The organism is Stenotrophomonas sp. STEN033 (assembly GCF_056856655.1).
The window spans coordinates 31,175-55,829 of the sequence record NZ_JBXFWM010000025.1 but is presented as its reverse complement, the minus strand read 5'-3'; the positions used below and the strand labels follow the sequence as shown (position 1 = coordinate 55,829).

Here is a 24,655-nt window from a genome sequence, read left to right as displayed (position 1 = left end):
GCTCGGCACTACAGACCCCGCTTCTGCTCAAAGCCTCTCTCCCTTTTGCGGGAGAGGGGTTAGGGTGAGGGCAGCTGTTGCGGTGTTAGCGGGAAAGCCTCTGCCGAGCATGGCTCGGCACTACAGACCCCGTTTTTGCTTAAAGCCCCTCTCCCGTTTGCGGGAGAGGGGTTGGGGTGAGGGCAGCCGTTGCTGCTTTATCGGTAAAGCCGCTGCCGAGCATGGCTCGGCACTACAGATCCCGCTTTTGCTCAAAGCCCCTCTCCCACTTGCGGGAGAGGGGTTGGGGTGAGGGCGGCTGTTGCGGCTTTATCGTTAAAGCCGCTGCCGAGCATGGCTCGGCACTACAGACCCCGCTTTTGCTCAAAGCCCCTCTTCCGCTTGCGGGAGAGGGGTTGGGGTGAGGGCAGCTGTTGCGGTGTTAGCGGGAAAGCCGCTGCCGAGCATGGCTCGGCACTACAGATCCCGCTTTTGCTCAAAGCCCCTCTCCCGCTTGCGGGAGAGGGGTTGGGGTGAGGGCAGCTGTTGCGGCGTTATCGGTAAAGCCGCTGCCGAGCATGGCTCGGCACTACAGATCCCGCTTTTGCTTAAAGCCCCTCTCCCGCTTGCGGGAGAGGGGTTGGGGTGAGGGCAGCCGTTGCGGCGTTATCGGGAAAGCCTCTGCCGAGCATGGCTCGGCACTACCTTGTTCCGGCATGCTCTAATCGCGCACCTGCTGCTGAAGGATGTTGTCGTTGTCTACTTCTGCTTTCCAGCCTGTGGCGGCCAATGAGCGCATCGCCACCTTGGACGTGCTCCGCGGCTTTGCCCTGTTCGGCATCCTGCTGATGAACATGGAAGCCTTCAGTGGCCCGTTGGACATGTCCTTCACCGGCATCGATCCGCATTGGCAGGGGGGCGACTACTGGGCCGATGCCTTCGTCTATGTCTTCGTGCAAGGCAAGTTCTTTACCCTGTTCTCGCTGTTGTTCGGTGCCGGATTCGCGGTGATGGCTCAGCGGGCTAGCAGTGCCGGGCGCGACTTCACCCGCTTCTACCTGCGCCGCAGCCTGGGCTTGCTGATCATCGGTGTGTTGCACGCGCTGCTGCTGTGGTCAGGTGACATCCTGGTTGCTTATGCGCTGCTGTCCTTCGTATTGCTGGCCTTTCGCGAGGCCCCGCGCAGTTGGTTGCCGGCATTGGGGACACTGGCCTATCTGGGCGCAGCTGTACTGATGTTGCTGCTGGGAGCCTTGATGCAGTTCGCCCCCGCCGATGCCGCAAGCACACAGGCCGCTGCTGCGGTGAATGCGATCGAAGCGCAGCGGCAGGCGTACGCGCATGGCAGTTACCTGCAGGCGGTGGCGCAGCGCCTGCGAGACGTGGGGGCGTCACTGGGCGCGCTATTGGTCGTGGGCCCTCAGGTGCTGGGCATGTTCCTGATCGGCGCGTGGTTCGCGCGCAGTGGCGCCATCGCCGACCCCGCGCGCTATCCGCGGCTGTGGGGAGGACTGCGTTGGTTGCTGTTACCGGCGGGCCTGTTGGTGATGCTGCTGGGTGTCTGGTTGCATCCGTATAACGCGCCGGGGCGATTCGATATGCGTAGTGCCGGTGCCTATGCGCTGACGGCGGTTGCCGGTTTGATGATGTGTCTGGGCTACCTCGCATGGGGTGTGCGCTGGAGTCGCCATCTGCAATGGTTGGCGCCGGCCGGGCGCATGGCTTTGAGCAATTACCTGGGGCAGTCCCTGTTATGCACGCTGGTCTTCTATGGTTATGGCCTGGGTTGGTTCGAACAAATGGGGCGCGCCGCGCAACTGCTGTTCGCGGTTGCACTGTTCGCCTTGCAGGTGCTGCTCAGCCAGCTATGGTTGCGACGTTTCCAGTATGGCCCGGTAGAGTGGCTGTGGCGTGGGTTCACATACTTGCAATTGCCACCACTTCGGCGCTGATGCATTCGGGATACTAAAATCCGGGGGGTGAACTCCCCCAAAGACGACGTCCTTGTTGTTGGCGCCGGTGCGACCGGCTTGGCCACTGCGCTGGCGCTGAGCGAGGCGGGCCGGCAGGTGCGGGTGATTGACGCTGGCAAACTTGGCGGCGCGACCTCGCACGGCAACTGCGGCACCATCACTCCCAGCCACGCACCGCCGCTGGCGGCGCCGGGCGTGCCGCTGCGCGCCTTGCGCTGGATGCTGTCGCCGCAGGCACCGTTGTATATCCCTCCGCGCCTTGATCCCGCGCTTTGGCGCTGGCTGCTGAAGTTCGCTGCGCGCTGCAATCGACACGACTGGCTGCGCAGCGCGCAGGGGCGCGCCGCATTGTTGAACGACTCGCGGCACCGTCTGGCCGATTGGGTGCAGCACTATCAGCTGGATTGCGAGTTCGCCGAAAAGGGTCTGGATTATGTGTTCCGCCAGCAGCGCAATTTCGACGTCCATGCGGCCGAATGCGGCGCGTTGGCCGAGCTGGGTATCGCCACCGAGATCATCGATGGCGGTGAGTACCTCCGTGCTGAGCCCGCGTTCAATGATGGCGTGGTTGGCGCGATCCGTTTCCCGGGCGATGCCAGTCTGCGCCCTGACCGCTACACCGCCGAGCTGGGACGGATACTGCGCGCGCGCAGCGTGTTGATCGAAGAAGACTGCTCGGTGCGGTCATTCGAACCGCACGGGCACGGCGTGCGCGTGCAGACCAATCGAGGCCGCCGCGATGCCGCCGAGCTGGTATTGGCGACCGGTGCATGGTCGCCACGGCTGGCTGCCCGATTGGGGTTGCGCGCGCCCATCCAGGCCGGCAAGGGCTATTCCATCACCGGCAGCTGCGCGGTGCAGGTGCCGAGCCGGCCGGTGGTACTGAAGGACCGTTCGGTATTTGTCATTGCCTGGGCGGAGCAGATGCGCCTGGGCGGCACCATGGAGTTTTCCGGGCAGGACCCGCGTTTGAATGGAACCCGCCTGCAGGCGCTGGAACAGGTAGCACGGCAGTATCTCCGCCAGCCAATTGGTGAGGTCATCCATGAGCGCTGGTACGGCTGGCGGCCGATGACCTGGGATGACATGCCGATATTGGGGCGCTCACCTTTGCATGCTCACGTCTGGCTAGCAGCGGGTCATGGCATGCTCGGCATCAGTATGAGCAGCGGGAGCGGACAACTGATGGCTGATTTGATCACCGGGCGGGCGCCCGCAATCGACCCTGCACCGTATCGTGTGGAGCGTTTCCAATGAGTGCGCGCAATTACGATGTGCTGGTACTGGGGGGCGGCTCGGGCGGCTTGGCTGCCGCATTCCGCGCAGCATCCTACGGCGCCAAGGTGGCGATGCTGGAGCCCGCGCCGCTGGGCGGGACCTGCGTCAACGTGGGCTGCGTGCCGAAGAAGGCGATGTGGCTGGCCGCGGACCTGGCCGAGCGCATTGGACTGGCGCGGCGGATGGGTTTCGATGTGCCGGCGGAGCCGGGGCTGGCCTGGTCGACACTGCTGGAGCGACGCCAGCAGTACATCACCAATATCCACTCCAGCTATCAGAAGCGGCTTGATGAAACCGGGGTGGTGCGGATCAGCAATCGTGGGCATCTGATTGATGCGCACACCGTCGAGTGCGAGGACGGCACCCAGTTCCGGGCCGAACACATCGTCATCGCCACCGGCGCGCATCCGCTGAAACCGACTTTGCCCGGGGCCGAGCTGGGTGGTGTTTCGGATGATTTCTTCGCGCTGCAGGCGCGGCCCGGTCGCGTCGCCTTGATAGGCGGTGGTTACATCGCGGTGGAGCTGGCCGGGGTGCTGCGCGCCTTGGGCAGCGAGGTTGCGTTGCTGGTACGTGGGCAGCGTCTGCTGGACAAGTTTGATGCGGAAGTGGCGGACCAGTTGGCGGAAAACCTGCGGCTGCAAGGCGTGGAGCTTCACTTCGGTTGCAAGGTGGAAGCGTTGCAGCGGCAGCACGCGCAGATCCGCGCGCAGCTGCACAACGGCCCCGAGCAGGCGGTGTTCGACACGGTGTTGTTCGCGACCGGGCGCGGCCCGAACACGCAGGGGCTGGGCCTGGAACGGGCAGGTGTGAAGCTGGGCGAGAAGGGCCAGGTCGAAGTTGACGATTACCAGAACACCTCGGTACCCGGCATCTATGCGGTTGGCGACGTTACCGGTCGGGTGACCCTGACGCCGGTTGCGATTGCTGCCGCGCGCAGGCTGATGGACCGCGTGTTGGGCGGGCAGTCTCAGGCCAGGCTCGATTATGAGAACGTTCCCAGCGTCGTGTTCGCGCATCCGCCGCTGGGCAGTGTCGGTCTGAGCGAGGAAGAGGCGGGCAAGCGTTTTGGCAAGGTCAGCACCTATTACAGCCGCTTCCGGCCGATGCTGCAGGCGCTGGGGCAGGGTGAAGTGCGCAGCCTGTTCAAGATGGTCTGTGTTGGCGAGGACGAGAAGGTGGTTGGCATCCATCTGCTGGGCGAGGGCGCCGACGAGATCCTGCAGGGGTTTGCGGTGGCGGTGAAGGCCGGGGTGACGCGCAGGCAGATGGAGGAGACGGTGGCGATCCATCCGACCTCGGCTGAGGAAGTTGTTCTGATGCGCTGAGGTGAGTGGGCCGCAGCAAAAGCAACAGCAACAGCACAAAGGCACCCCTCCTCAATCCTCCCCTGCGCTGCGCGCAAGGGAGGAGGCTGATCCTGCAGTCGCCGACAATGCTTCGGCCGTTGCTCCCTCCCTTTGCCGTAGGCAAGGGGAGGGTTGGGGAGGGGTGCAGTTGATCTTGCTTCTTCTCCGGTAAGAAACTTGGTCCTACCCGCCAGCCCGTACAAATCCCTTGGCGTCCATAATAGAAAGCCATCTCCCCCGGATGCCGTAACAGCGTGACTGCTCCAAACCAGCGCGAGGCAACCATGGCCACGCCAACACTACCCACCAGCTCGCGTCGCTTGTTGATCAGTGGTCTGCTGTTGGCGGCCGCCGGCGCCATCGCTGCTTCCGGCAAGGCCGTGATCGTCAAACTCGCCTACCGGCATGGTGCCGATGCCACCGCCTTGCTTGCGCTGCGGATGATGATCGCGTTTCCGTTCTTCATCGCCATGGGCATGTGGGCGGCAAGGCGTGCGCAACCCTTGTCGGCTGGTGATCGTTGGCGCGTACTGCTGCTCGGCTTCAGTGGCTATTACCTGTCGAGCTATCTGGATTTCCTTGGCCTGCAATACATCAGCGCCACGCTGGAACGGCTGATCCTGTATCTCAGCCCCACGTTGGTGGTGTTGATCGCATTGGTGATGCTCAAACAACGGCCCACCCGCATCCAGATAGCTGCCTTGCTGGTCAGCTATCTGGGTGTCTTGCTGGCCTTCGGCCATGACATCCAGCTCGAAGGCCGGCGTACCTTGATCGGCTCGGCCCTGGTGTTTGCCAGTGCGCTGAGCTATGCGGTGTATCTGTTCGGCAGTGGTCAGGCGGTGGCACGGATCGGTGCGGTGCGCCTGACCGCCTATGCCAGCATGGTGGCCTGCGTGCTGTGCATCGGCCAATACCTGCTGTTCCAGCCGTGGGCAGCGCTGTGGGAGTACGCGCCGCCGGTGTACTGGCTGTCACTGCTCAACGGCACGGTCTGTACCGTCTTGCCGGTGCTGGCGATCATGATCGGGGTCAAGCGGATTGGTTCCTCGCTGGCCGCACAGGTGAGTATGCTGGGGCCGGTTTCCACGATTGTGCTCAGCGTATGGCTGCTCGACGAACCGATGGGCATTTGGCAAAGCGCCGGGACGGTGCTGGTGCTGCTGGGCGTGCTGCTGGGCGTGCTGCTGGTGGGCAGCGGCGTGGCGAAGAAGAAGTGATGAGCCCGGAGGCCAGTGCCGCCGCCGGGCATGCACGCATCCTCGAGGCGATTCGTGCCATTCCGCGTGGGCAGGTGCTTGGCTATGGCGAAGTGGCGGCCAAGGCCGGGCTGCCCGGAAGGGCAAGGCTGGTGGCGCGCCTGCTGGGCAACAATGAGGACCCGGAGCTGCCCTGGCATCGAGTGCTGCGCTCGGACGGTCGCATCGCAATGCCGGAGGGCTCGCGCGGTTGGCGCGAACAGAGCCAGCGGCTGCGGGCCGAGGGCGTGGCGGTGGAGAACGGCAGGGTGAAGCGGCCCAAACCGCCGCGCAGCCTGGACGAGGCGATCTGGGGCCCTGGCTAGCCGCTGCGGCTATGATGTAGCCAGTTTCCCCGGATGCCATCATGTTCCCGCGCCTACCCAAGATCACCCAGACGCTGTTGATCGCCAACGTCGTCCTGTTCCTGCTGCAGCAGTTGCCGCAAACGGCGGGCATCTTTACCCAGTTGATGCTGTGGCCGTTGGGTTCGCAGCAGTTCTTTGCCGACTCCCCGGGGTTTGAGCCGTGGCAGCTGTTGAGCTATGGCTTCCTGCATGGCGGCCTCGGCCACCTGTTCTTCAACATGTTGGCGCTCTTCATGTTTGGCGCGCCGTTGGAAATGACCTGGGGTGAGAAACGCTTTCTGACCTATTACATGGTCTGCGTGGTCGGTGCCGGCCTGTGCCAGTTGCTGGTGGCCGCATTTGCCGGTGAATACAACCCGGTGTTGGGCGCCTCCGGTGGCGTGTTCGGGCTGTTGCTGGCCTACGGCATGTTGTTCCCGAACCAGCGGGTGATGTTGTTGTTCCCGCCGATCCCGATGAAGGCACGCACTTTCGTGATCGTGTTCGGTGCGATTGAACTGCTGCTGGGCTTCACCGGCTGGCAGCCGGGCGTAGCCCACTTCGCGCATCTCGGCGGCATGTTGTTTGGCTGGCTGCTGATCCGCTACTGGCGCGGCCAACCGCCGTTCAACAAGCGCGGCCCACACCTGCGCCGCGTCAAATAACAGGCAACTGTAGTGCCGAGCCATGCTCGGCAGGGACTCTACGAACAGAGCCGAAAGATGCAGTGCCGAGCCATGCTCGGCAGGGACTCTACGAACAGAGCCGAAAGATGTAGTGCCGAGCCATGCTCGGCAGGGGCTCCACCAACAGAGCTGAAAGATGTAGTGCCGAGCCATGCTCGGCAGGGGCTCTACCACCAGAGCCGAAAGATGCAGTGCCGAGCCATGCTCGGCAGGGGCCTCACCGGTAAAGCCCCTGCCGAGCAGGGCTCGGCACTACAGTAAGAGTGCAAAAAGGCGCGGAGTCCGCGCCTTTTTGCTTGCTTCAATACCGCATCAACGCCAGATCCTGATCTGCTCGGCGTCGGTACGCTGCATCGGCTGGCCCGGCTTGCAGCTGAAGCTGGCGCCAAACGCCGGCAGGTTGGACAGCGGTGCATTGCTGCGCCAGCGGCCCGGGGCACGTACGTCGGTACGCAGGCGCTGCAGTGCCTCGTTCGGCGACAGCTGCTGCGCCCACAGGCTGGTCCAGCCCTTGAAGAAGTCCTGCTTGTCGGTCTGCTTGGCATCGGCCTGGGCGGCACTGAATGCCTCCCAGGCGATCTCCATGCCCGACAGGTCGGCCATGTTCTCGTCGCGGGTCAGCTCACCATTGACCTTGGCATCCTTGACGCCCGGGAACGGGTAGGCGCTGTACTGCGCGGCGACACGATTGCCGAGCAGGGTCCAGGCGCTCTTGTCGGCCGGTGTCCACCAGCTGCGCAGTTCGCCCTTGGCATCGATCATCGCGCCCTTGACGTCGATCGCGCGGCTGACTTCATGTGCGACCAGGCCGCCGAAGGCACCGAACTTCTCGGCATTGCTGGCGTTGCTGGCAAAAATCGGGCCCTGCAGTGCGGCAGCGGTGACGATCAGGCGGTTCTGGGCGATGTCATAGGCAATGGAAGGCTGCTGCGGCAGCACGTCCCAGCGGCGGTCGGCGTTGCCCTTGCCGATGCGCTTCATTTCCTGGGCATGACGCCAGGTGGAGGCGATCAGGATGTTGCCGCCAAAGCTGCCGCGGCCCATCGGCTGCACGGTGTAGTCCAGGTCGCGCAGCGGGGTGCCGATCTCGATCTTCATCGCGGCCAGCTTGGCCTCGGCTTCGGTCTTGGCCTCGGCGCTGAGCCAACTGCTGCGCTTGACGGCAGCGATCTGTGCCTCGCGGACCTGGTCGACCATGACGCCGGCCTGGCGGCGGGTGTCGCGGTTGAGGTAGGTCGCCGCGTATTCGTGGCCGAGCATCGGGCCGGCGGCCACGTTGATGGCGTCGAGCACGGCATCCGGACGCGACGGCGCGATGATCTGGCCACGCAGCACGCGGCCACGGAACTCGAACTCGGCGTCGCGGTAGGCCTTGGAGAGGTACGGGGCCATCGCGTCACCCACGCGCCAGCGCAGGTAGGCCTTCCACTGATTGGCCGGCAGGCGGCTGACCATGCCATTGAGCTGCTGGAACAGGGAAGGATCGGCCAGTGACACCAGGTCGTCGTTCACACCCTGGGCCTTCAGGAAGGCATCCAGCTGCAGGTTGCGGTAGCGGCTGTTCAGGTCCTTGGTGGCGACCGGTGCGTAGTTGTTGAACGGGTTGTTGATGTCGGCCACCGAGTGGGCGCTGCGTGCCAGTTCGGTTTCAAGCTGGATGACCAGCGCCGATTCGGCATCGAGCTGCGCAGCCGGGGTGCCGGTCAGCGCCAGGATCTGCTTCACATACCCACGGTAGCGGCCCATCAGCGCGACGGTGTCAGCATCGGTACGGGTGTAGAAGGCCGGGTCCGGCAGGCCGGTGCCGCCCTGCATGAAGTAACCGATGTGGCGGTCCAGCGCCTTCAGGTCCACGTCCGGGGCGAAGTTGAAGGCCACCGGGATGCCGACCTGATGCAGCGCAGCGATCGAGGCCGGGATGTCCTTGGCCTTCTTGATGGCGTTGATGCGGGTCAGCAAGGGAGCGATTGGCTTGGAGCCGTCGGCTTCCACGGCGGCCTCGTCCAGGCCGCTGGCCCAGAAATCGCCGAGCAGCTTCTGCACATTGCCCTGCGGCGCGGTCATTGCGCGATCCAGCAACTGGCGCTGCTGGGTACGGGTGTTGTCCGCCAGGGTGCCGAGGGCGCTGACCGCGCCGGTCTGCGGCACCGGATTGGCCTTCAGCCAGTTGCCGTTGGTGGCTTCGTAGAAGTCCGTACAGGCCGCGCTCACTGCCGGTGCCCGTGCCGCAGGCTTCTTGCGGGCGGCCTGCGCATCGTTGGTGGACAGCAAGGTCACCAGGGAGAAGGCCAGGGCCAGGGTAAGTGGGCGAACGTTGGGCATGTGGTGCATATCCGCAGAAGGACAAAGTGGGCGGAGTTTAACAAGCTGGCGGCGGATTGGTGCCGGGGCAGGGCACGGAATTGGGTACTGCATCAAAACCGGTGGTTGTGGGAGCGGTGTGAGCCGCGAAGCCACTGCGGATGATGCGGCTGGTATTGACTGGTTTGCGTTGATTTCTGGCGTCTTGGGCTTGCTCAGCTTCGCGGCTTACGCCGCTCCCACATTCCTGTTACGCGGGCAAAAAGAAGGCCCGGCATTGCCGGGCCTTCTTCGGTGCTCACTGCGGGGCAGCGGTTACCAGATCACCACCTGCTTGTCGCCGGTGCGGACCATCGGCGAACCGGCCTTGCACTGGAACGCCGCAGCAAAGGTCGGCAGGTTCGACGGCGCACCCATGGCGCGGAACTGCGCCGGGGCGTGCGGGTCGGTGGCCAGGCGGACCTTGGCGTTTTCAGCGGTGTACTTGGTGCGCCACACGGTGGCCCAGTTGAAGAAGAAGCGCTGGTCGCGGGTGAAACCGTCAACCTTGGCGTCTTCCTTGCCGGCCGACGCCTTCTGCAGGGCGTCGTAAGCAGTGGCCAGACCGCCGAGGTCGGCGATGTTCTCGCCCAGGGTCAGCGAGCCGTTGACCTTCTGGTCGCCCACCTTGTACTCGTTGAACTGGTTGACCAGCTTGCCGGTCAGGCCGGAGAAGCCCTTGGCATCGGCCGGGGTCCACCAGTTCTCGAAGTTACCGGTCGGCCCGAAGCGGCTGCCCTGGTCATCGTAACCGTGGGTCATTTCATGGCCGATCACCGCGCCGATGCCGCCGTAGTTCAGCGCGTCGTCGGCGTTCGGGTCGAAGAACGGCGGCTGCAGGATGGCGGCCGGGAACACGATCTCGTTCTGCAGCGGGTTGTAGTAGGCATTGACGGTCTGCGGGGTCATGCCCCACTCGGTCTTGTCCACCGGCTGGCCGATCTTGCCCAGCGCCCACTTGTAGTTGAAGGCGTTGGCGGCGCGCACGTTGCCCAGGTAGTCATCGTGGGTGGTGCTCAGGCCCGACCAGTCACGCCACTTGTCCGGGTAGCCGATCTTCGGGGTAAAGGTTTCCCACTTGGCGATGGCCTTGGCCTTGGTCTCGTCGCTCATCCAGGTCAGGTTCTGGATGCGGTCCTTCAGTGCGTCGGCCAAGTTCTTGACCAGCACTTCCATCTTGGCCTTGGCTTCCGGCGAGAAGGCAACCTTGACGTACATCTGGCCGAAAGCATCGCCGGCATCGTTCTCGATGGTGCCCAGCACCTGCTTCCAGCGCGGCTTGATTTCCTTCTGGCCGTTCAGTTCCTTGCCGTAGAACGCGTAGTTCTCCTGCACGAACTCATTGCTCAGGTACGGTGCGGCACCGTCCACGGTGTGGAAGCGCAGGTAGGCGCGCCACGCGGCCGGGTCGGTATCGGCCAGCATCTTGCTTACTTCCTGGTGGAAGGCGGGCATGGCCAGCGAGAATTTCTCCGGCGCGGTGATGCCCTGGGCCTTGAAGAACTCGGTCCAGCTGAAGTTCGGGGTCAGCTTGTCGGCATCGGCAACGGTGACCGGGTTGTAGTACAGCGAGACGTCGCGCGACAGCTCGACGCTGGACTTGGAGGCCTTGGCCAGGCGGGTCTCGAACTTGATCACCTCCTCGGCCTGCTTGGCGGCGTCGGCCGCGGCCACGCCGCTTAGCTCCAGCACCTTGGCCACGTGGGCCTTGTAGGCGTTGAGCTTGTCGGCCTTGCTGGCGTCGGTGTAATAAGTGGTGTCCGGCAGGCCCAGACCGCCCTGGCTGGCGTAGGCCATGTTCATGGTCGAGTTCTTGAAGTCCGCTTCCGGACCGAAACCGAACAGGAAGTTCTCGCCCTTGGCGGCGGTGCTGCGCAGGTAGTCGGCCAGTGCGGCGCTGTCCTGCAGGCCGTCGATGGCGGCCAGGTCGGCCTTCAGCGGGGTGATGCCCAGGCTGTTGATCTTGGCTTCGTCCATGCCCGAGGCCCAGAAGTCACCGACGATCTTCTCGATGCCGGTGGCGTTCTTCATCGCCGCGGCCTGCTCGGCCAGCTGGTGCTGCACGGCCACCGAACGCTCGTCGAGGATGGTGAAGGCGCCCCAGCTGGTGCGGTCGGACGGAATTTCGTTGGCGGTGAGCCACTTGTCATTCACGTAGCCGCCGAAATCGGTACAGGCGTCCTTGCTGGGGTCCAGGTCGGTGGCGGTGAAGGCGTTGTAGGCCGGCAGCTTGGACTCGTCCAGCTTCAGTTCGGTGGCGGCCGGCGCAGCGGCGGTGGCGGCGGGCGGGGACTGCTCTTCCTGCTTGGGGCAACCGGTCAGCGCGGCGGCGACGGCCAGCGACAGCAGGAGAATCTGGGGTTTGCGAACGATCACGGGAAAGGCCTCCAGGCCGATTTCAGAGCATGAGTGAGGCCCCGAAGCCGGGACCGAAGCAGGAAGATACGCCTGAAACCGATGAGGAAAGGGTGTAGAAGGTCATGGTCGCTCCCGGGTCTTTCCTATGGGCGGCAGCCGCTCGCCGGTGCTATACAGCGGGAATGACCAAGACATCAAGCAAGCAGTGGGATGCGATCCTGATCGGCGGCGGCCATAACGGCCTGGTGTGTGCGGCTTATCTGGCCAAGGCCGGCAAGCGCGTGCTGGTGCTTGAGCGGCGATCAGTGGTTGGGGGCGCGGCGGTCACCGAGGAGTTCCATCCCGGGTTCCGCAACTCGGTGGCCTCTTATACGGTGTCGCTGCTGCAGCCCAAGGTGATTGCCGAGCTTGAGCTGGAGCGGCATGGTCTGCGGGTGGTTCCGCGCAAGCTCAACAACTTCCTGCCGCTTGGCAAGGATGACTATCTATTGGCCGGTGGCGGACGCACGGCAGAACAGGTCGCGCGTTTTTCCGCACGCGATGCCGCGCGCCTGCCCGAGTACGAGCAGCGGCTTGAGATCTTTGCCGACGTGTTGCGGGCACAGGCGCTGCAGGCGCCGCCCAATATCAGCGGCAACGGTTGGCTGCGTGCCTTGCCTGAACTTTGGAAGGCAGGGCAACTCGGCCGACAGCTGCAGCGTCTGGATCCGGGCTTGCAACAGGAGTTGATGGATCTGTTCACCATCTCCGCCGCCGAATACCTGGACCGCTGGTTTGAGAGCGCGCCGATCAAGGCCTTGTTTGGCTTCGATGGCATCGTTGGCAACTACGCCAGCCCATATGCGCCGGGTACCGCCTACGTGCTGCTGCATCACGTGTTTGGTGAAAGCAATGGCATCAAAGGTGCCTGGGGGCATGCCATCGGCGGCATGGGGGCGATCACCCAGGCGATGGCGCGTTCGGCGGTCGAAGCCGGTGTTGAGATTCGTACTGATGCTGCCGTCAGCAAGGTGCTGGTCGAGCAGGGGCGTGCGATTGGTGTCGTGCTTGCTGATGGCGAAGTGCTGCGTGGCAAGGCCATCGTTGCAAACGTCAATCCGAAGCTTCTCTACGAGCGGCTTTTCGATCCTGCCGATGTTCCGGCGGCTACGTTGGAGCGCATGGCCAACTGGCGCTGCGGCTCCGGAACCTTCCGCATGAATGTGGCGTTGTCAAAGTTGCCGGATTTCAGCGTTTTGCCGGGGCAGGGCGACCATCTGACCGCAGGCATCATCATCGCGCCCAGCCTGGACTATATGGACCGTGCGTATCTGGATGCCCGCCAATATGGTTGGTCGCGTGAGCCGATAGTCGAGATGCTGATCCCCAGCACGCTGGATGATTCACTTGCACCGCCAGGACAACACGTCGCCAGCCTGTTCTGTCAGCACGTAGCCCCGCAGCTGCCAGATGGACGCAGCTGGGACGACCATCGCGAAGAAGTCGCGGATCTGATGATCGCTACTGTAGAGAAGCACGCTCCAGGCTTTGCGGACTCCGTCCTGGGCCGGCAGATCATGAGTCCGCTCGACCTGGAGCGCACCTTTGGCCTGATAGGAGGCGATATTTTCCATGGAGCACTGAGCCTCAACCAGTTGTTCAGTGCCCGCCCGATGTTGGGGCAGGCCAACTACCGTGGCGCAATCCCAGGGCTATATCTCTGCGGATCAGGTACCCACCCAGGCGGCGGCGTGACAGGTGCGCCGGGGTTCAATGCGGCCAAAACCTTATTGGCCGAGTGCTGACGGGGACGATTGTGTGACACCAGGAACGATAAACAAAGAGGAGGCGACTTGCGTCGCCTCCTCTTCTTGCAACTCAACTTCAACTGCTTATCAGAACTTGTACTTCAGACGCACGAACGGGGTGCGGCCGTAGTAGTCGTACTGCGTAGCGAACGCAGGCACATTGCCGTAACGCGTGCCGGCGCCGGTCGAGATTGATGGCGGCTTGGCATCGAAGACATTGGCCACGCCAACCAGAATCTGCCAGTCCGACTGGTCGTACGTCATCGACGCAGTATGGTAGTAGCGAGCGTCAGCAGTGATGTCGCGGTAGGAATCAGGACGGCCGAGATAGGTGAACTGTTCCTTCAGGTCCTTGTTCTTGGTTTCGGCGATGTACGAGGTCAGCCAGTTGAAGCTCCAATCGCCACGCTTGAAGGTCAGCCCCAAATTGGCGACCAGATCCGGACGGCCAATGAAGCCCAGCTGGTCCGAATTGCTCAGGCCGCTGGCCTCCGCGCTGTCGAACAACTGCATCACGTCTTCCAGCGTGTAGGTGACCTGCGAATCCACCGTGAACTTGCCGAAACCGAACTCGTGTTCCCAGTTTGCCGTCAAGTCCCAACCACGGGTGCGCTGCTTGTTGATGTTGATGTACTGCGCATGCACTTCGGTAATCCGGAAAGGTTCATTCGGATCAGTCGAAGGGTTACGGCTCATCAGGTCGCAGAACTTGTTCGGGAACGCCGTGGACCCGTAGCAGCCACCGACGATGTCGCTCGCATCCAGCGAGGCAATCTGGTCATTGACTTCATAGTCGAAGTAGTCGATTGCCACATTCAGATTTGCAAACGATGGCGTGAAGACCAGGCCGACGCTCTTGGCACGCGAGGTTTCCGGCTTCAGTTGGCCTGCGCCACCACTGGTGTAAATCGTTGCGCTGGAGCCATTGCCTGCGTAGTCGGGAGCAATACCCAAGGAGCCGCAGTTTGCCGCCAATTGGTCATTGCTCTTTTCACCCCAGCGGATGCACGGGTCGATCGCCGTCTGTTGCTGGAACCCGGTCTGGTTTCCAAGGTACAGCTCATACAGGCCCGGGGCGCGATACGAGGTGCCCAAGGTGCCGCGAACACGGAGCGCGGAATTGATCTGCCAGCTGAGGCCGACCTTCCACACGCTGTCCGACCCATCGACCGAGTCGTACTGGAACATACGACCGGAAGCATTGGCAGTCAGCGACTCGATGCCCGTGATGCCCTTGAGCAGCGGCACCTCGAGTTCCACGAACGCTTCCTTGACCTTGTCATTGCCCTTGGTCACATCTGCGCTGGAGGAGCCCCAGATGAAGCCATCGCGCGAGACCTGGCTCGGTTGATCGTCAATCTTGTAATAGCGGTACTCCAGGCCGGCAGCCATTCCCACAGCACCTGCTGGCAGGTCGAACAATTCACCGCTGAAAACGGCATTGACGGTAGCCTGGTCAAAGGTGGTCTTGCCTGTGTGCCAGATGCCGAGGATATCAACCAGCTCATCAACCTTGGCGCCACTCAGATAGCCTGGGTCGAAGAAATTCCCGGCGGGCGTACCACTATCTTCATAGCTGAGGTCGCCAGTCAGGCGAGTGTCAATGCCCAGGTTACGATAGGTGCCGCTGGAGCGGCTGTAGTTCGCATTGACTTCCCAGCCCCAGGAATCTGTACCGGCAAACAGACCATCCAGCTTGTTGGCCAGGTAGTAATAGTCCACCTGGACCTGGGTGATGGATTTGAACGGCATGACGGGCTGGGCCATTCCGTTCACGGTGCCCGGTGCTTCCAGGATGGGGAAGAACTGACGCCAGCTGAAGTTCTCGGTGTCGCGCTGGTTGTAGAGGAACTGGCTCCTCCAATTGAACGAATCGAAGCCGAAATCAGCGGCCAAGTAAGCGGATTTACGCTCCTGGCGGTTGATGATGTGGGCTTCACCCCAACGATTGAAGTTGGATGGGATCTGCGTATAGGCCTGGGTGCTGCCGTTTGCGTAGGTCTTGTCCTGTCTTGGAGCATAGCCAGCGAACGGACCGTTTGTGCTGCCGTTTGCGGTAGGTACCCAAACCTTCGCGGTGCCGTATTCCGCGATGTAATTGTGTTGCAGGTTGAGACAGAACGGGCGCGGGCCGTAGATCGAGGCATCGGTGCGGTCAATACGGTTGCCGTCCGCATCCGTGACCCGATCTTCCGAGCAGTTGAGGAAGTCTCGCTCACCGCGGGTCAGTTCGTTATGGCGGTACCACTCGACGGCGGCGACGACGCTGCCCTTATCGAAGTTCCAGCCGTTGGCCAGCGAGGCGGCAAATACTTCGCCACCACCGTGCTGTGGGATGCGCGAGGTGACGGTCAGTTCAGGGCGCTCGAAATTCTTCTTGGTGATCAGGTTGACCACGCCAGCGACCGCGTCGGAGCCGTAGATCGAAGACGAACCGTCTTTCACAATCTCAGCGCGCTGCAGAATGGCAGTCGGGATGACGTTCAGGTCGAACGCGCCCACTGCACCACGGGTGCCTGCCGGGCCGGGACGCTGGCCGTCGAGCAGCACCAGGGTGCGATTGGCGCCAAGTCCACGCAGCGAGAAGGTCTGGACGCCAGTACCGCCATCAACCACGAAGCCACCAAACTGGTGGGTGATCTGCGTTTCGGCAGCGCCGATGGCGGACTTCTGCAGGAATTCGCCAACGTTGACCTGGCCTTGTGCCGTGTTGGTCTCGGTCTCGATGGTGAAGACGGGGGAAATGGTGTCGTAGTCAGCGCGGCGAAGCAGAGAGCCGGTGACGGTTACCTTGTCAAGGTCAGTTGCTCCGGCGTTCGTCTGCTGCTGACTTGACTTGTCGCTCTCGGAAGTAGTGGCTTCCTGTGCGAAGGCGGGAGCCGCCTGGAGGCAGGCCAGAACCGCAAGTGTCAGAGGCAGGCGAATTGGCGAAGTGTGTCCATTTGCTTTGCGCATGCTGCTTTTTCCCCGTCTTGTTATGTTTCGGTTAACTGAGTCTAGGTAGCAAGTAATGTAAATGCAAGGTGAATATCAAACATTTGTAACTATTTTTGTTGCAGGCCCATTCAGCCCTTCGCGAGGCGAAGGGCTGGGGAGGGGGGGTCAAAGCCCGTTCGGGCCGCAATCGCTGCGCAGGAAGCTCTCCATCAGCGGAAGCGTTGCCTGGTAGTGCCGGGGGTACCACGGCATGCTGTGGGGCATGTCCGGGATCAATTCGAACTTGGCTGCTACCTTGCCTTGGACCGCGTTGTAGAAGCCGCGGGCATGGAAGGCGGGTGTGCGTACATCGCGGTCACCCACGTAGAGCAGTACGGGGATGTTGGCGTTGGCGGTGTGCTGCATTGGGTCCATGCCCTTGACCGTCTGTCCCTGGAGGATGCGCTGGAGGCGGTTTTCGCTCCAGGACACGCCAAGGCGAGCCAGGTCGGTCACCGGGGCGCCTGCAATGGCGCACTGGAACGGTGAAGGACTGCGAACTGTGGCTGCTGCGGCGGCAAAACCGCCATAGGAGTAGCCAAAGATGGCAATGCGTTCCTTTGCTGCGATGCCCTGGGAAACCAGCCAGGCGGCAGCATCATCGTTGTCATCCTGCATGGTCAGGCCCCACTGCTTGTCGCCTGCAATCCAGTGGTCGCGGCCGAAGCCGGTGCTGCCACGGTACTGTGGGCGGACTACCGCGTAGCCGCGGGACGTGAAGTACGGGACCCAGCCGGATACGTCCCAGCCTGTGTAATCACGTGCCCACGGACCGCCGTGCGGGTGCACGAGCGCCGGCAGGGTGGCATCACCCTCCTTCCAGCCTGCTGGCAGGTCAAGAATCGCCGGGATCTTGCGGCCGTCGCGCGCTGTGTAGGTGATCCAGCGTTGTTCGCCGATCTGATTGCTGTCGATCCAGGGGCGTTCGCTACCCAATTGGGTCACGTTCTTCTTGTCTGTAAGGACAAAGTAGGAGGTCGGTTTGCTTGCGCTGCTGGTGGTGTAGAGCACCCTGGACAGGTCGTCGTTATAGCCCGTGATGCTGACGTACTGCCCTGGGTAGGCCTGCTTCAGGCTGTCGCTCAGTGCCTTCATCTGTGGGTCGACGTAAATGGCTTCGCGGCGCGGGCCGTCTACGTAAAAGCCGAGAACCTGATTGAAGTTGCTTGGGCGTGTGCCCAGGATCAGGTTGCCGATTGGGTACTCGGGGTGAGCTGCCAGCGGTTCCTTGTCAAAGGCTTTGGTCGCAGGGTCGTACTGCCATGCCTGGACCTGATCAGAGAACTTGTCAGTCAGGATGTAGAGCTTGCCCGTAGCGTCATCGATTCCGGCCACTTCCATGGTGTAGCGGTCGCTGAGCTTGGTTGTAAGGGCATCGTGCTTGTCGAATTGCCCGTTGCCCTTGTTCTTGATCAGGATCTGCTGTTCGTAATCGTTCGACCCAAGGGGTTCGATCTGGCTGCGGGTAAGCAGTTCGCCGTTCCGTGGATGGAAGAGGCCCGGTGCGGAACGTGTGCCGCCACGGAACAGTAGTTCGGTCTTTCCGGTGACAAGGTTGAAAAGATAGTAATTTGCCGACAAGGTCAACTCATTCATCTGCGAGATGATGACTTTGTCAGGATCAAGCGGAAGCGAGTGGACCAGCGATGCAGAGCCGGCCAATTCCAGACAGCGCTGTGTCTGCTCGCTGACGCCGAGCTTGCGGGTGTTGTCGGCGAACGCTTCGTCGAACTTCGTTTGGCTTGGGTCTGTCAGATAGGCTTTGGTCAGGAAGGTCTTGGTGGCGCCAGTGGAGTTGCCCTCGCCACAGCCTGACAACTGGCCGGTGAATTCCTGACGGCCAATGACCAGTGTCTTTCCTGCCTTGAGTGCGCTGGCGGCAATGAACTTCATTCGATCACCCGAAGGGGTGATGGAAGTGGGGCCGCTGCCCAGCTTGTCCATGTCCCAGTTGGCCAGTGCGGTATCGCCATTGTTGCTGCCTGGCGCGGCGATGATGGCGACGAGCCTTTTGCCATCCGCGCTCATTGTCACGGACTGAATGGCCGGGATCTTCGCAAAGCTCTCCGTCGGTAAGGGGGTTGGGGCGGCCTGGGTGGTTGTCGCAGCCAGAACAATGCTGGCTGCGAGGGCAAACTTGGCGCACTTGAGTTGTTTCATCGATGTGACGTCCTTGGCTGTGGCTTATGTGCCGAGTCGTGGCACATTTGCGTCGAAGATGAATGAATGCTGTATTTTCGTCAATGCTGTGGCTTGTTTTTACGTGGGGGGTCTTTGATTTTTCTCGCGAAAGTCGGGTGTGGCACTATCTCGGCCAACTCTTTTGAATTCTTCACGTCATGCAGCTTTACGATCAGTCCCGCCCAGCCACTCATCGTGTGCAAAAGGGGCTCTCCCCCCATCCGCGTATCCGCAATGTGATTGCGGTCGGTTCGGGCAAGGGCGGGGTGGGCAAGTCCACCACGGCGGTGAATCTGGCCTTGGCGCTGAAAGCGCTGGGCGCCAGGGTTGGTGTGCTGGACGCCGATATCTATGGCCCCAGCGTGCCGGCCATGCTGGGCCTGAGCGGGCGGCCGGAGAGCCCGGACAACAAGTCCATCGAGCCGCTGCGGGCATTCGGGGTCGAGGCAATGTCGATCGGTTTCCTGATCGAGCCGGACTCCCCGATGATCTGGCGCGGTCCGATGGCCACTTCCGCGTTGACCCAGCTGTTCAACGACACGTTGTGGGGTGACCTGGACTTCCTGCTGATCGATCTGCCGCCGGGTACCGGTGACATCCAGCTGACGCTGTCGCAGAAGATCCCGGTGGCCGGCGCGGTGATCGTTACCACGCCGCAGGACATTGCCACGCTGGATGCGCGCAAGGCTTTGAATATGTTCGAAAAGGTCGAGGTGCCGGTGCTGGGTATCGTCGAGAACATGGCCATGCATACCTGCAGCAGCTGCGGTCATGTCGAGCATCTGTTTGGCGAAGGTGGCGGCCAGCGCATGGCCGAGCAGTACGGGGTGCCGTTGTTGGGCTCGCTGCCGCTGGACATCGGCATCCGCGAGCAGGGTGATGTGGGTGCGCCTATCGTGGTTGCGCAGCCCAATTCGGCCGCGGCGAAGGCCTATATGGCGGCGGCGCAGCGGATGGCGGAAGAATTGGCCAAGCGCCCACGCGCCAGCATTCCAATCCTGTCCTCGTTGATCTGAGGCAGTCGCCAGCTGGGTAGCAAGCAAGGCCCGCTCAGCGGGCCTTGCCTTATATAGAGTGTGCAGAAATTGCTGGCAGGCGATTGCTTGCCGGCTCCTGGCCGGCTCTAGGCTAGAATCGACCACCCCCGGCCGCAGGCATGCTGCGGCACAACGTGAACAGGATCACTGAATGAGCATCAAGAGCGACCGTTGGATCCGCCAAATGTCCGAACAGCAGGGCATGATCGCGCCGTACGAAGCCGGCCAGGTCAAGCAGGTGGATGGCCAGCGCATCGTCAGTTACGGCACCTCCAGCTATGGCTACGACGTGCGTTGCTCGCGTGAGTTCAAGGTGTTCACCAACATCAACTCGACCATTGTCGACCCCAAGCACTTCGACCCGAAGAGCTTTGTCGATATCGAGGCCGATGAATGCATCATCCCGCCGAACTCCTTTGCGCTGGCGCGCACGGTGGAGTTCTTCCGCATCCCGCGTGACACCCTGGTGGTGTGCCTGGGCAAGAGCACCTATGCGCGCTGCGGCATCATCGTCAACGTGACCCCGCTGGAGCCGGAATGGGAAGGCCATGTGACGCTGGAGTTCTCCAACACCACGCCGCTGCCGGCACGTATCTATGCCAACGAGGGCGTGGCGCAGATGCTGTTCTTCCAGGCCGACAAGGATGACATCTGCGAGACCTCGTACAAGGATCGTGGCGGCAAGTACCAGGGCCAGACCGGCGTTACTCTGCCGCGCACCTGAGTGCGGTTTGAGCTGAAATGAAAAAGGCGCCGTCAGGCGCCTTTTTCTTTATGCAGGATCCGGCGGAGCGGCTTATTTGCCGCGCCCGAACAGCATGCCGATACCGACGGCCACCAGGATGGCCGGCCACCAGGTGGCGAGCATGGTGCCGATGTTGCCGTTGATCCAGCCGAGGTTCTTGGCCAGGAAGAACAGGCCAACGATGATCAGGATCAGGGCGGCGATCAGATTGGAGCGCATCGGCTTGCGGAGTCCGTAAGGAAGAAGGTGCTTATCGTAGCCGCTGGCGCCAGATTTCGACACGTTGGGCCAGCACCTCCGGATCGAAGCGCTGTGCCTTGCCGCTGCCCCAGACCGGGCCCGGCCACGCGGCGTCGTTCTCGTTGCGGCCGATCAGATGCACATGCAACTGGCGCACAATGTTGCCGAGCGCACCGATGTTGATCTTGCTGACGTTTGGCTTGTGCTTGAGGTGCTGGGAGATCTGGTTGATCTCGGCCAGCAGCAGGCGTTGCTGGGCACCGTCCAGGTCGATCCACTCGCTGGCATTGGGCACGCGCGGTACCAGCACGACCCAAGGGAAGCGGTCGTCGTTCATCAAGCGGATCTGCGACAGGGGGCCATCGGCAATCAGCACGCTGTCGGCGGCAAGGCGGGTGTCAAGTACGAAATCGGACGTCACAGCTTCGGTCATCGCAGGTTCTCGCTGAAGAAGGCCAAGGTGCGTTCGCGCGCCAGGTCGGCGCTGGCTGGGTGGTAGTGCATGCCGACCTCGCGGTTGAAGGCGTGGTCGGCTGGATAGACATATACAGGCAAGTCGGGTTGTTTTTCACGGTGCGCTGCAACGGCGGCGGCCGGGATCGAGGCGTCCTGGTCGCCAAAGTGGAAGATGGCCGGGGCTTTGAACGCTGTGTCCAGGAACGGCACGTTGCGCGCGCCGTAGTAGCTGGCCGATGGCAGGCCCAGCCGTTGCGCGGCCAGCATGGCGATGGTGCCGCCCCAGCAATAGCCGACCGTGCCGACCTTGCCGTAGGGCGCCAATGCCGCAGCGGCGGCTTCGACCACGGTTACCGCGCGGTCCACGCCCAGCTCGTCGACCAGCGCCTTGCCGCGGCTGACGCCGTCCGCGTCATAGTCCAACTGCAGGTCCGGCTCGATCAGATCAAAAAAGGATGGCGCCAGCACCCCATAGCCCTCGGCGGCGTACTGCTCGGCGACATGGCGGATGTGCGCGTTGGCGCCGAAGATTTCCTGTATGACCACCAGGCCGGCGCGTGGGCTGCCGGAGGGCAGGGCCTGCCAGGCGCGGACCGGGCCAAGTGGGGTGGGGAGGGTGATCCACTGAGACATGAGGGGCTCCGGGGTAAGGGGCGAAAGGCGGAGTTCCTTCTCCCGCCTGCGGGAGAAGGTGCCCCGAAGGGGCGGATGAGGGGAGCTTTTAGAGCGGGGTCTGCTTGCTAGAAGCTTCCCCTCACCCCAACCCCTCTCCCGCTCGCGGGAGAGGGGCTCTAGTCAGTCATTCCCGCAATGAGACTGATTATCAGCTCTCCTGCGTATTAAGCCAGCCGCAGGGCGTCGCGGCCGTGGCCCGGTATACTGCCCGGCTTTCCGGCCCTGCTGCCATTCCGGCCCGGCCCCAGGATTTCCAGATCATGTCCCAGCTGAACCCCAAAGTCGGCTTCGTCAGCCTTGGCTGCCCGAAGGCCCTAGTCGATTCCGAGCGCATCCTCACCCAGCTGCGGGTGGAGGGCTATAGCATCGTGCCGTCCTACGACTCGGCCGATGTGGTGGTGGTCAATACCTGCGGCTTCATCGACTCGGCCGTGGCCGAATCGCTGGATGCGATTGGCGAGGCGATGAACGAGAACGGCAAGGTCATCGTCACCGGCTGCCTGGGCAAGAAGGGCGACATGATCCGCGAGCATTACCCGGACGTGCTGTCAGTGTCCGGTCCGCAGGACTACACCACGGTGATGGAGGCGGTGCATGCCGCGCTGCCGCCCAAGCACGATCCGTTCGTCGACCTGGTGCCGGACTACGGCATCAAGCTGACCCCGCGTCACTACGCCTATCTGAAGATTTCCGAAGGCTGCAACCACCGTTGCAGCTTCTGCATCATTCCCTCGATGCGTGGCGACCTGGTATCGCGTCCGGTTGATGAAGTGCTGCGTGAGGCCGAGCGTCTGGTCAAGGGCGGCGTGCGCGAGCTGCTGGTGGTGTCGCAGGACACCTCGGCCTATGGCGTGGACCGCAAGTACGCGCCGGGTACCTGGCGCGGCAAGGAATATGCCACCCGCATGAAGGCGCTGTGCGAAGGCCTGTCCGAGCTCGATGCCTGGACCCGCCTGCACTACGTCTATCCGTACCCGCACGTCGATGACGTGGTGCCGTTGATGGCCGAGGGCAAGATCCTGCCGTACCTGGACATCCCGTTCCAGCACGCCAGCCCGCGCATCCTCAAGCTGATGAAGCGTCCAGGTGCAGTCGACAAGACCCTGGAGCGCGTGCTGCGCTGGCGCGAGATCGCGCCGGACATCACCGTGCGTTCCACTTTCATCGTCGGCTTCCCGGGCGAGACCGATGCCGAGTTCGAGCAGCTGCTGGACTTCCTCGATACCGCACAGCTCGACCGCGTCGGCGCCTTCGCCTACTCGCCGGTGGAAGGTGCTACCGCCAACCAGCTGCCGGACCCGGTACCGGAAGAAGTGAAGCAGGAGCGACTAGCCCGCTTCATGGAAAAGCAGGCCGCCATTTCCGCAGCCAAGCTCGAAGCCAAGATCGGCAGCGTGCAGCAGTGTCTGGTTGATGGCATCGAGGACGGCATCGCCGTGGCTCGCTCCAAGGCCGATGCGCCGGAGATCGACGGTCTGGTGCATATCCAGAATGCCGATGAGGCCAAGCTGCGGGTCGGTGACTTCGTCAACGTCGAGATCACCGACAGCGACGAGCACGATCTGTTCGGTGATGCGCTCATCGAAGCCAAGGCTGCGCCGTTCGACCTCAAGGTGCTGTGACCACAGCGCCGGCCGCAAGCGATGCCGGCGTGGGCCGGCGTCGTTTTATAGCGCCATTGCGCGGCCAGGTGGATCCGCGCTGCTTTGATCATCCGCTGTTCGCGGATTTCCACGGTTTTGAAGCAATGATGCATTCGGTCGATTGGCCGGGCATCGATGCGTTGAATGCGCTGTTGCCCGTGCAGGGCAAGCGCTTCGTGACCCAGGACGACGCGCTGCTGGATGACGGCTTGCACTACGAACAGCGTATTGCGCAGGGCCGTATCGCCACCCGCGCGCGGAACTGGCATGACCTGTTCAACGCGCTGGTGTGGGCACGCCACCCCGTGATCAAACGCGCACTCAATGCGCAGCAGTGCCGGCATATCGCAGTGATGGGGGCAAGCCAGCGCAATCGCGCGCAGGCGGCGTTGACCCAGTTCGATGAAACCGGGCTGATCGTGCGTGTCCGCGATGCAGGCTTGCTGACGGCATGGGATCGACATGACTGGTCAGCACTGTTCGATCCGGATGGCTGGCGCGAAGGCGATATCGCGGTCTGCGCGGTGATTGGCCATGCGCTGATGGAGCAGGCCTTGCTGCCCGATCGATTGCTGGTAGGGAAGTGCCTGGTTGTCGTTGGCGATGACGAAGTGGCTTGCGTCGCCGCAGTGGCGGCGGCAATCGAAGGCGATGCCTTGCTTGTCGACCCTGCCGAGTTGCGGCCACTGCCGCTGGCCGGCATCCCCCATTGGCATGCGCCCCAAGACGCGGCCTTTTATCAATTGACCGACTACTTTCGCCCGCTACGCGAAGGGCGGGTTTATCCGCAGCCGCTCAGGCTCAGCCGTAGCTGACGTCGAGGATCGCGAAGCGGGTCAGGCCGCCGGGCAGCTCCACAGCGAATTCGTCATCGATGCGCTTCTTGAGCAGTGCCCGTGCCAGCGGCGAATCGATGCTGATCCAGCCCGCTGGCGCATCGGTTTCGTCGGGACCGACGATCCGGTAGATGACGGTCTGTCCGGAGTCGACGTTCTCCAGCTCCACTGTCGCACCGAAGAACACGGCTTCCGGGTCGCTGGGCGTGGTGTCGACCACGCGCAGGGCTTCCAGCCGCTTGCTGAGGTAGCGCACGCGGCGGTCGATCTCGCCCAGCTGCTTCTTGCGGTAGGTGTATTCGGCGTTCTCCGAACGATCACCTTCGGCGGCGGCCGCCGCCAACGCCTTGACCACTTCCGGCCGCCGTTGCCGCCACAGTTCGTCCAGCTCGGCCTTGAGCCGGGCATGGCCCTGGGCGGTGATCAGGGCGGTGCTTTTTTCTGCAGGGGGACGCCAGCGGCTCATTGCGGTCATGCATTGCGTGGATGCGGGCATGGTAGCCGGGCTTGCTTGCGCAAGGCCAATCGATG

The 24,655-nt window shown here is 62.8% G+C and carries 19 protein-coding genes; 11 read left to right on the top strand and 8 right to left on the bottom strand.

From position 1 onward, the window contains the following. Nucleotides 1-725: 725 nt before the first annotated feature. The 6 genes from AC1VXC_RS10680 (at nt 726) to AC1VXC_RS10655 (ending at nt 6,829) form a co-directional block, all read left to right on the top strand. Nucleotides 726-1,931, top strand: a complete 1,206-nt coding sequence (locus AC1VXC_RS10680; protein WP_481539917.1) for a DUF418 domain-containing protein — start codon at nt 726-728, stop codon at nt 1,929-1,931. Nucleotides 1,932-1,958: 27 nt separating this feature from the next. Further along, the gene (locus tag AC1VXC_RS10675; RefSeq protein ID WP_481539918.1) at nt 1,959-3,209 is read left to right on the top strand and encodes an NAD(P)/FAD-dependent oxidoreductase; all 1,251 of its coding nucleotides are present in this window, start codon (nt 1,959-1,961) and stop codon (nt 3,207-3,209) included. After that, nucleotides 3,206-4,558, top strand: coding sequence for a glutathione-disulfide reductase (gorA, locus tag AC1VXC_RS10670; protein WP_481539919.1), 1,353 nt, complete (start codon nt 3,206-3,208; stop codon nt 4,556-4,558). The genes AC1VXC_RS10675 and gorA overlap by 4 nt, the downstream gene beginning before the upstream one ends. A 305-nt stretch (nt 4,559-4,863) precedes the next feature. Continuing rightward, nucleotides 4,864-5,799 (top strand): DMT family transporter, encoded by a 936-nt coding sequence (locus AC1VXC_RS10665; protein WP_481539920.1) that lies wholly within the window; start codon nt 4,864-4,866, stop codon nt 5,797-5,799. Next, nucleotides 5,799-6,143, top strand: coding sequence for an MGMT family protein (locus tag AC1VXC_RS10660; RefSeq protein ID WP_313173557.1), 345 nt, complete (start codon nt 5,799-5,801; stop codon nt 6,141-6,143). The genes AC1VXC_RS10665 and AC1VXC_RS10660 overlap by 1 nt, the downstream gene beginning before the upstream one ends. A gap of 41 nt (nt 6,144-6,184) precedes the next feature. Next, entirely contained in the window at nt 6,185-6,829 is a 645-nt protein-coding gene (locus AC1VXC_RS10655) for a rhomboid family intramembrane serine protease (RefSeq protein WP_313494469.1), read from the top strand. 333 nt (nt 6,830-7,162) lie between these two features. Here the strand turns inward: AC1VXC_RS10655 and AC1VXC_RS10650 are convergent, their stop codons facing one another. Continuing rightward, entirely contained in the window at nt 7,163-9,172 is a 2,010-nt protein-coding gene (locus AC1VXC_RS10650) for a M13 family metallopeptidase (RefSeq protein ID WP_481539407.1), read from the bottom strand. 294 nt (nt 9,173-9,466) lie between these two features. Beyond that, a complete protein-coding gene (locus AC1VXC_RS10645; RefSeq protein ID WP_481539412.1) occupies nt 9,467-11,563 on the bottom strand; it encodes a M13 family metallopeptidase in 2,097 nt (698 codons plus the stop codon). A gap of 167 nt (nt 11,564-11,730) precedes the next feature. On the opposite strand from AC1VXC_RS10645, the gene AC1VXC_RS10640 reads away from it, so the two are divergent. Next, nucleotides 11,731-13,332: a phytoene desaturase family protein gene (locus AC1VXC_RS10640; RefSeq protein ID WP_481539408.1), complete on the top strand. Its 1,602-nt coding sequence runs from the start codon at nt 11,731-11,733 to the stop codon at nt 13,330-13,332. Between the two features lie 90 nt (nt 13,333-13,422). On the opposite strand, the gene AC1VXC_RS10635 is transcribed toward AC1VXC_RS10640, so the two are convergent. Together AC1VXC_RS10635 and AC1VXC_RS10630 are read right to left on the bottom strand one after the other, a co-directional pair. Next, nucleotides 13,423-16,290, bottom strand: a complete 2,868-nt coding sequence (locus AC1VXC_RS10635; protein WP_313173561.1) for a TonB-dependent receptor plug domain-containing protein — start codon at nt 16,288-16,290, stop codon at nt 13,423-13,425. Between the two features lie 147 nt (nt 16,291-16,437). Further along, nucleotides 16,438-18,471, bottom strand: a complete 2,034-nt coding sequence (locus AC1VXC_RS10630; protein WP_481539409.1) for an alpha/beta hydrolase family protein — start codon at nt 18,469-18,471, stop codon at nt 16,438-16,440. Between the two features lie 179 nt (nt 18,472-18,650). Between AC1VXC_RS10630 and apbC the strand changes: the two genes are divergently transcribed. Next, the gene (gene apbC / locus AC1VXC_RS10625) at nt 18,651-19,508 is read left to right on the top strand and encodes an iron-sulfur cluster carrier protein ApbC (protein WP_481539410.1); all 858 of its coding nucleotides are present in this window, start codon (nt 18,651-18,653) and stop codon (nt 19,506-19,508) included. A 172-nt stretch (nt 19,509-19,680) separates the two neighbouring features. Then, nucleotides 19,681-20,253 carry a dCTP deaminase gene (gene dcd, locus AC1VXC_RS10620; protein ID WP_313173564.1) on the top strand — a complete coding sequence of 191 codons (573 nt, stop codon included), beginning with the start codon at nt 19,681-19,683 and terminating at the stop codon, nt 20,251-20,253. Nucleotides 20,254-20,325: 72 nt separating this feature from the next. Here dcd and AC1VXC_RS10615 read toward each other — a convergent pair whose 3' ends face one another. The 3 genes from AC1VXC_RS10615 to AC1VXC_RS10605 are packed head-to-tail and all read right to left on the bottom strand — an operon-like array spanning nt 20,326 to nt 21,603. Further along, complete coding sequence (locus tag AC1VXC_RS10615) at nt 20,326-20,493, bottom strand: LiaI-LiaF-like domain-containing protein (protein WP_170183049.1); 168 nt, start codon at nt 20,491-20,493, stop codon at nt 20,326-20,328. Nucleotides 20,494-20,524: 31 nt separating this feature from the next. Then, entirely contained in the window at nt 20,525-20,947 is a 423-nt protein-coding gene (locus AC1VXC_RS10610) for an HIT family protein (protein WP_313494466.1), read from the bottom strand. Continuing rightward, entirely contained in the window at nt 20,944-21,603 is a 660-nt protein-coding gene (locus AC1VXC_RS10605) for a dienelactone hydrolase family protein (RefSeq protein WP_481529035.1), read from the bottom strand. The genes AC1VXC_RS10610 and AC1VXC_RS10605 overlap by 4 nt, the downstream gene beginning before the upstream one ends. A gap of 302 nt (nt 21,604-21,905) precedes the next feature. On the opposite strand from AC1VXC_RS10605, the gene rimO reads away from it, so the two are divergent. After that, on the top strand, nt 21,906-23,267 hold the full coding sequence (gene rimO, locus AC1VXC_RS10600; protein WP_313173567.1) for a 30S ribosomal protein S12 methylthiotransferase RimO: 1,362 nt from the start codon (nt 21,906-21,908) through the stop codon (nt 23,265-23,267). Further along, nucleotides 23,264-24,103 carry a DUF3025 domain-containing protein gene (locus AC1VXC_RS10595; protein WP_481539411.1) on the top strand — a complete coding sequence of 280 codons (840 nt, stop codon included), beginning with the start codon at nt 23,264-23,266 and terminating at the stop codon, nt 24,101-24,103. The genes rimO and AC1VXC_RS10595 overlap by 4 nt, the downstream gene beginning before the upstream one ends. On the opposite strand, the gene greB is transcribed toward AC1VXC_RS10595, so the two are convergent. Beyond that, the gene (greB, locus tag AC1VXC_RS10590) at nt 24,090-24,590 is read right to left on the bottom strand and encodes a transcription elongation factor GreB (RefSeq protein ID WP_313173569.1); all 501 of its coding nucleotides are present in this window, start codon (nt 24,588-24,590) and stop codon (nt 24,090-24,092) included. The genes AC1VXC_RS10595 and greB overlap by 14 nt on opposite strands. Between the last annotated feature and the right edge of the window lie 65 nt (nt 24,591-24,655).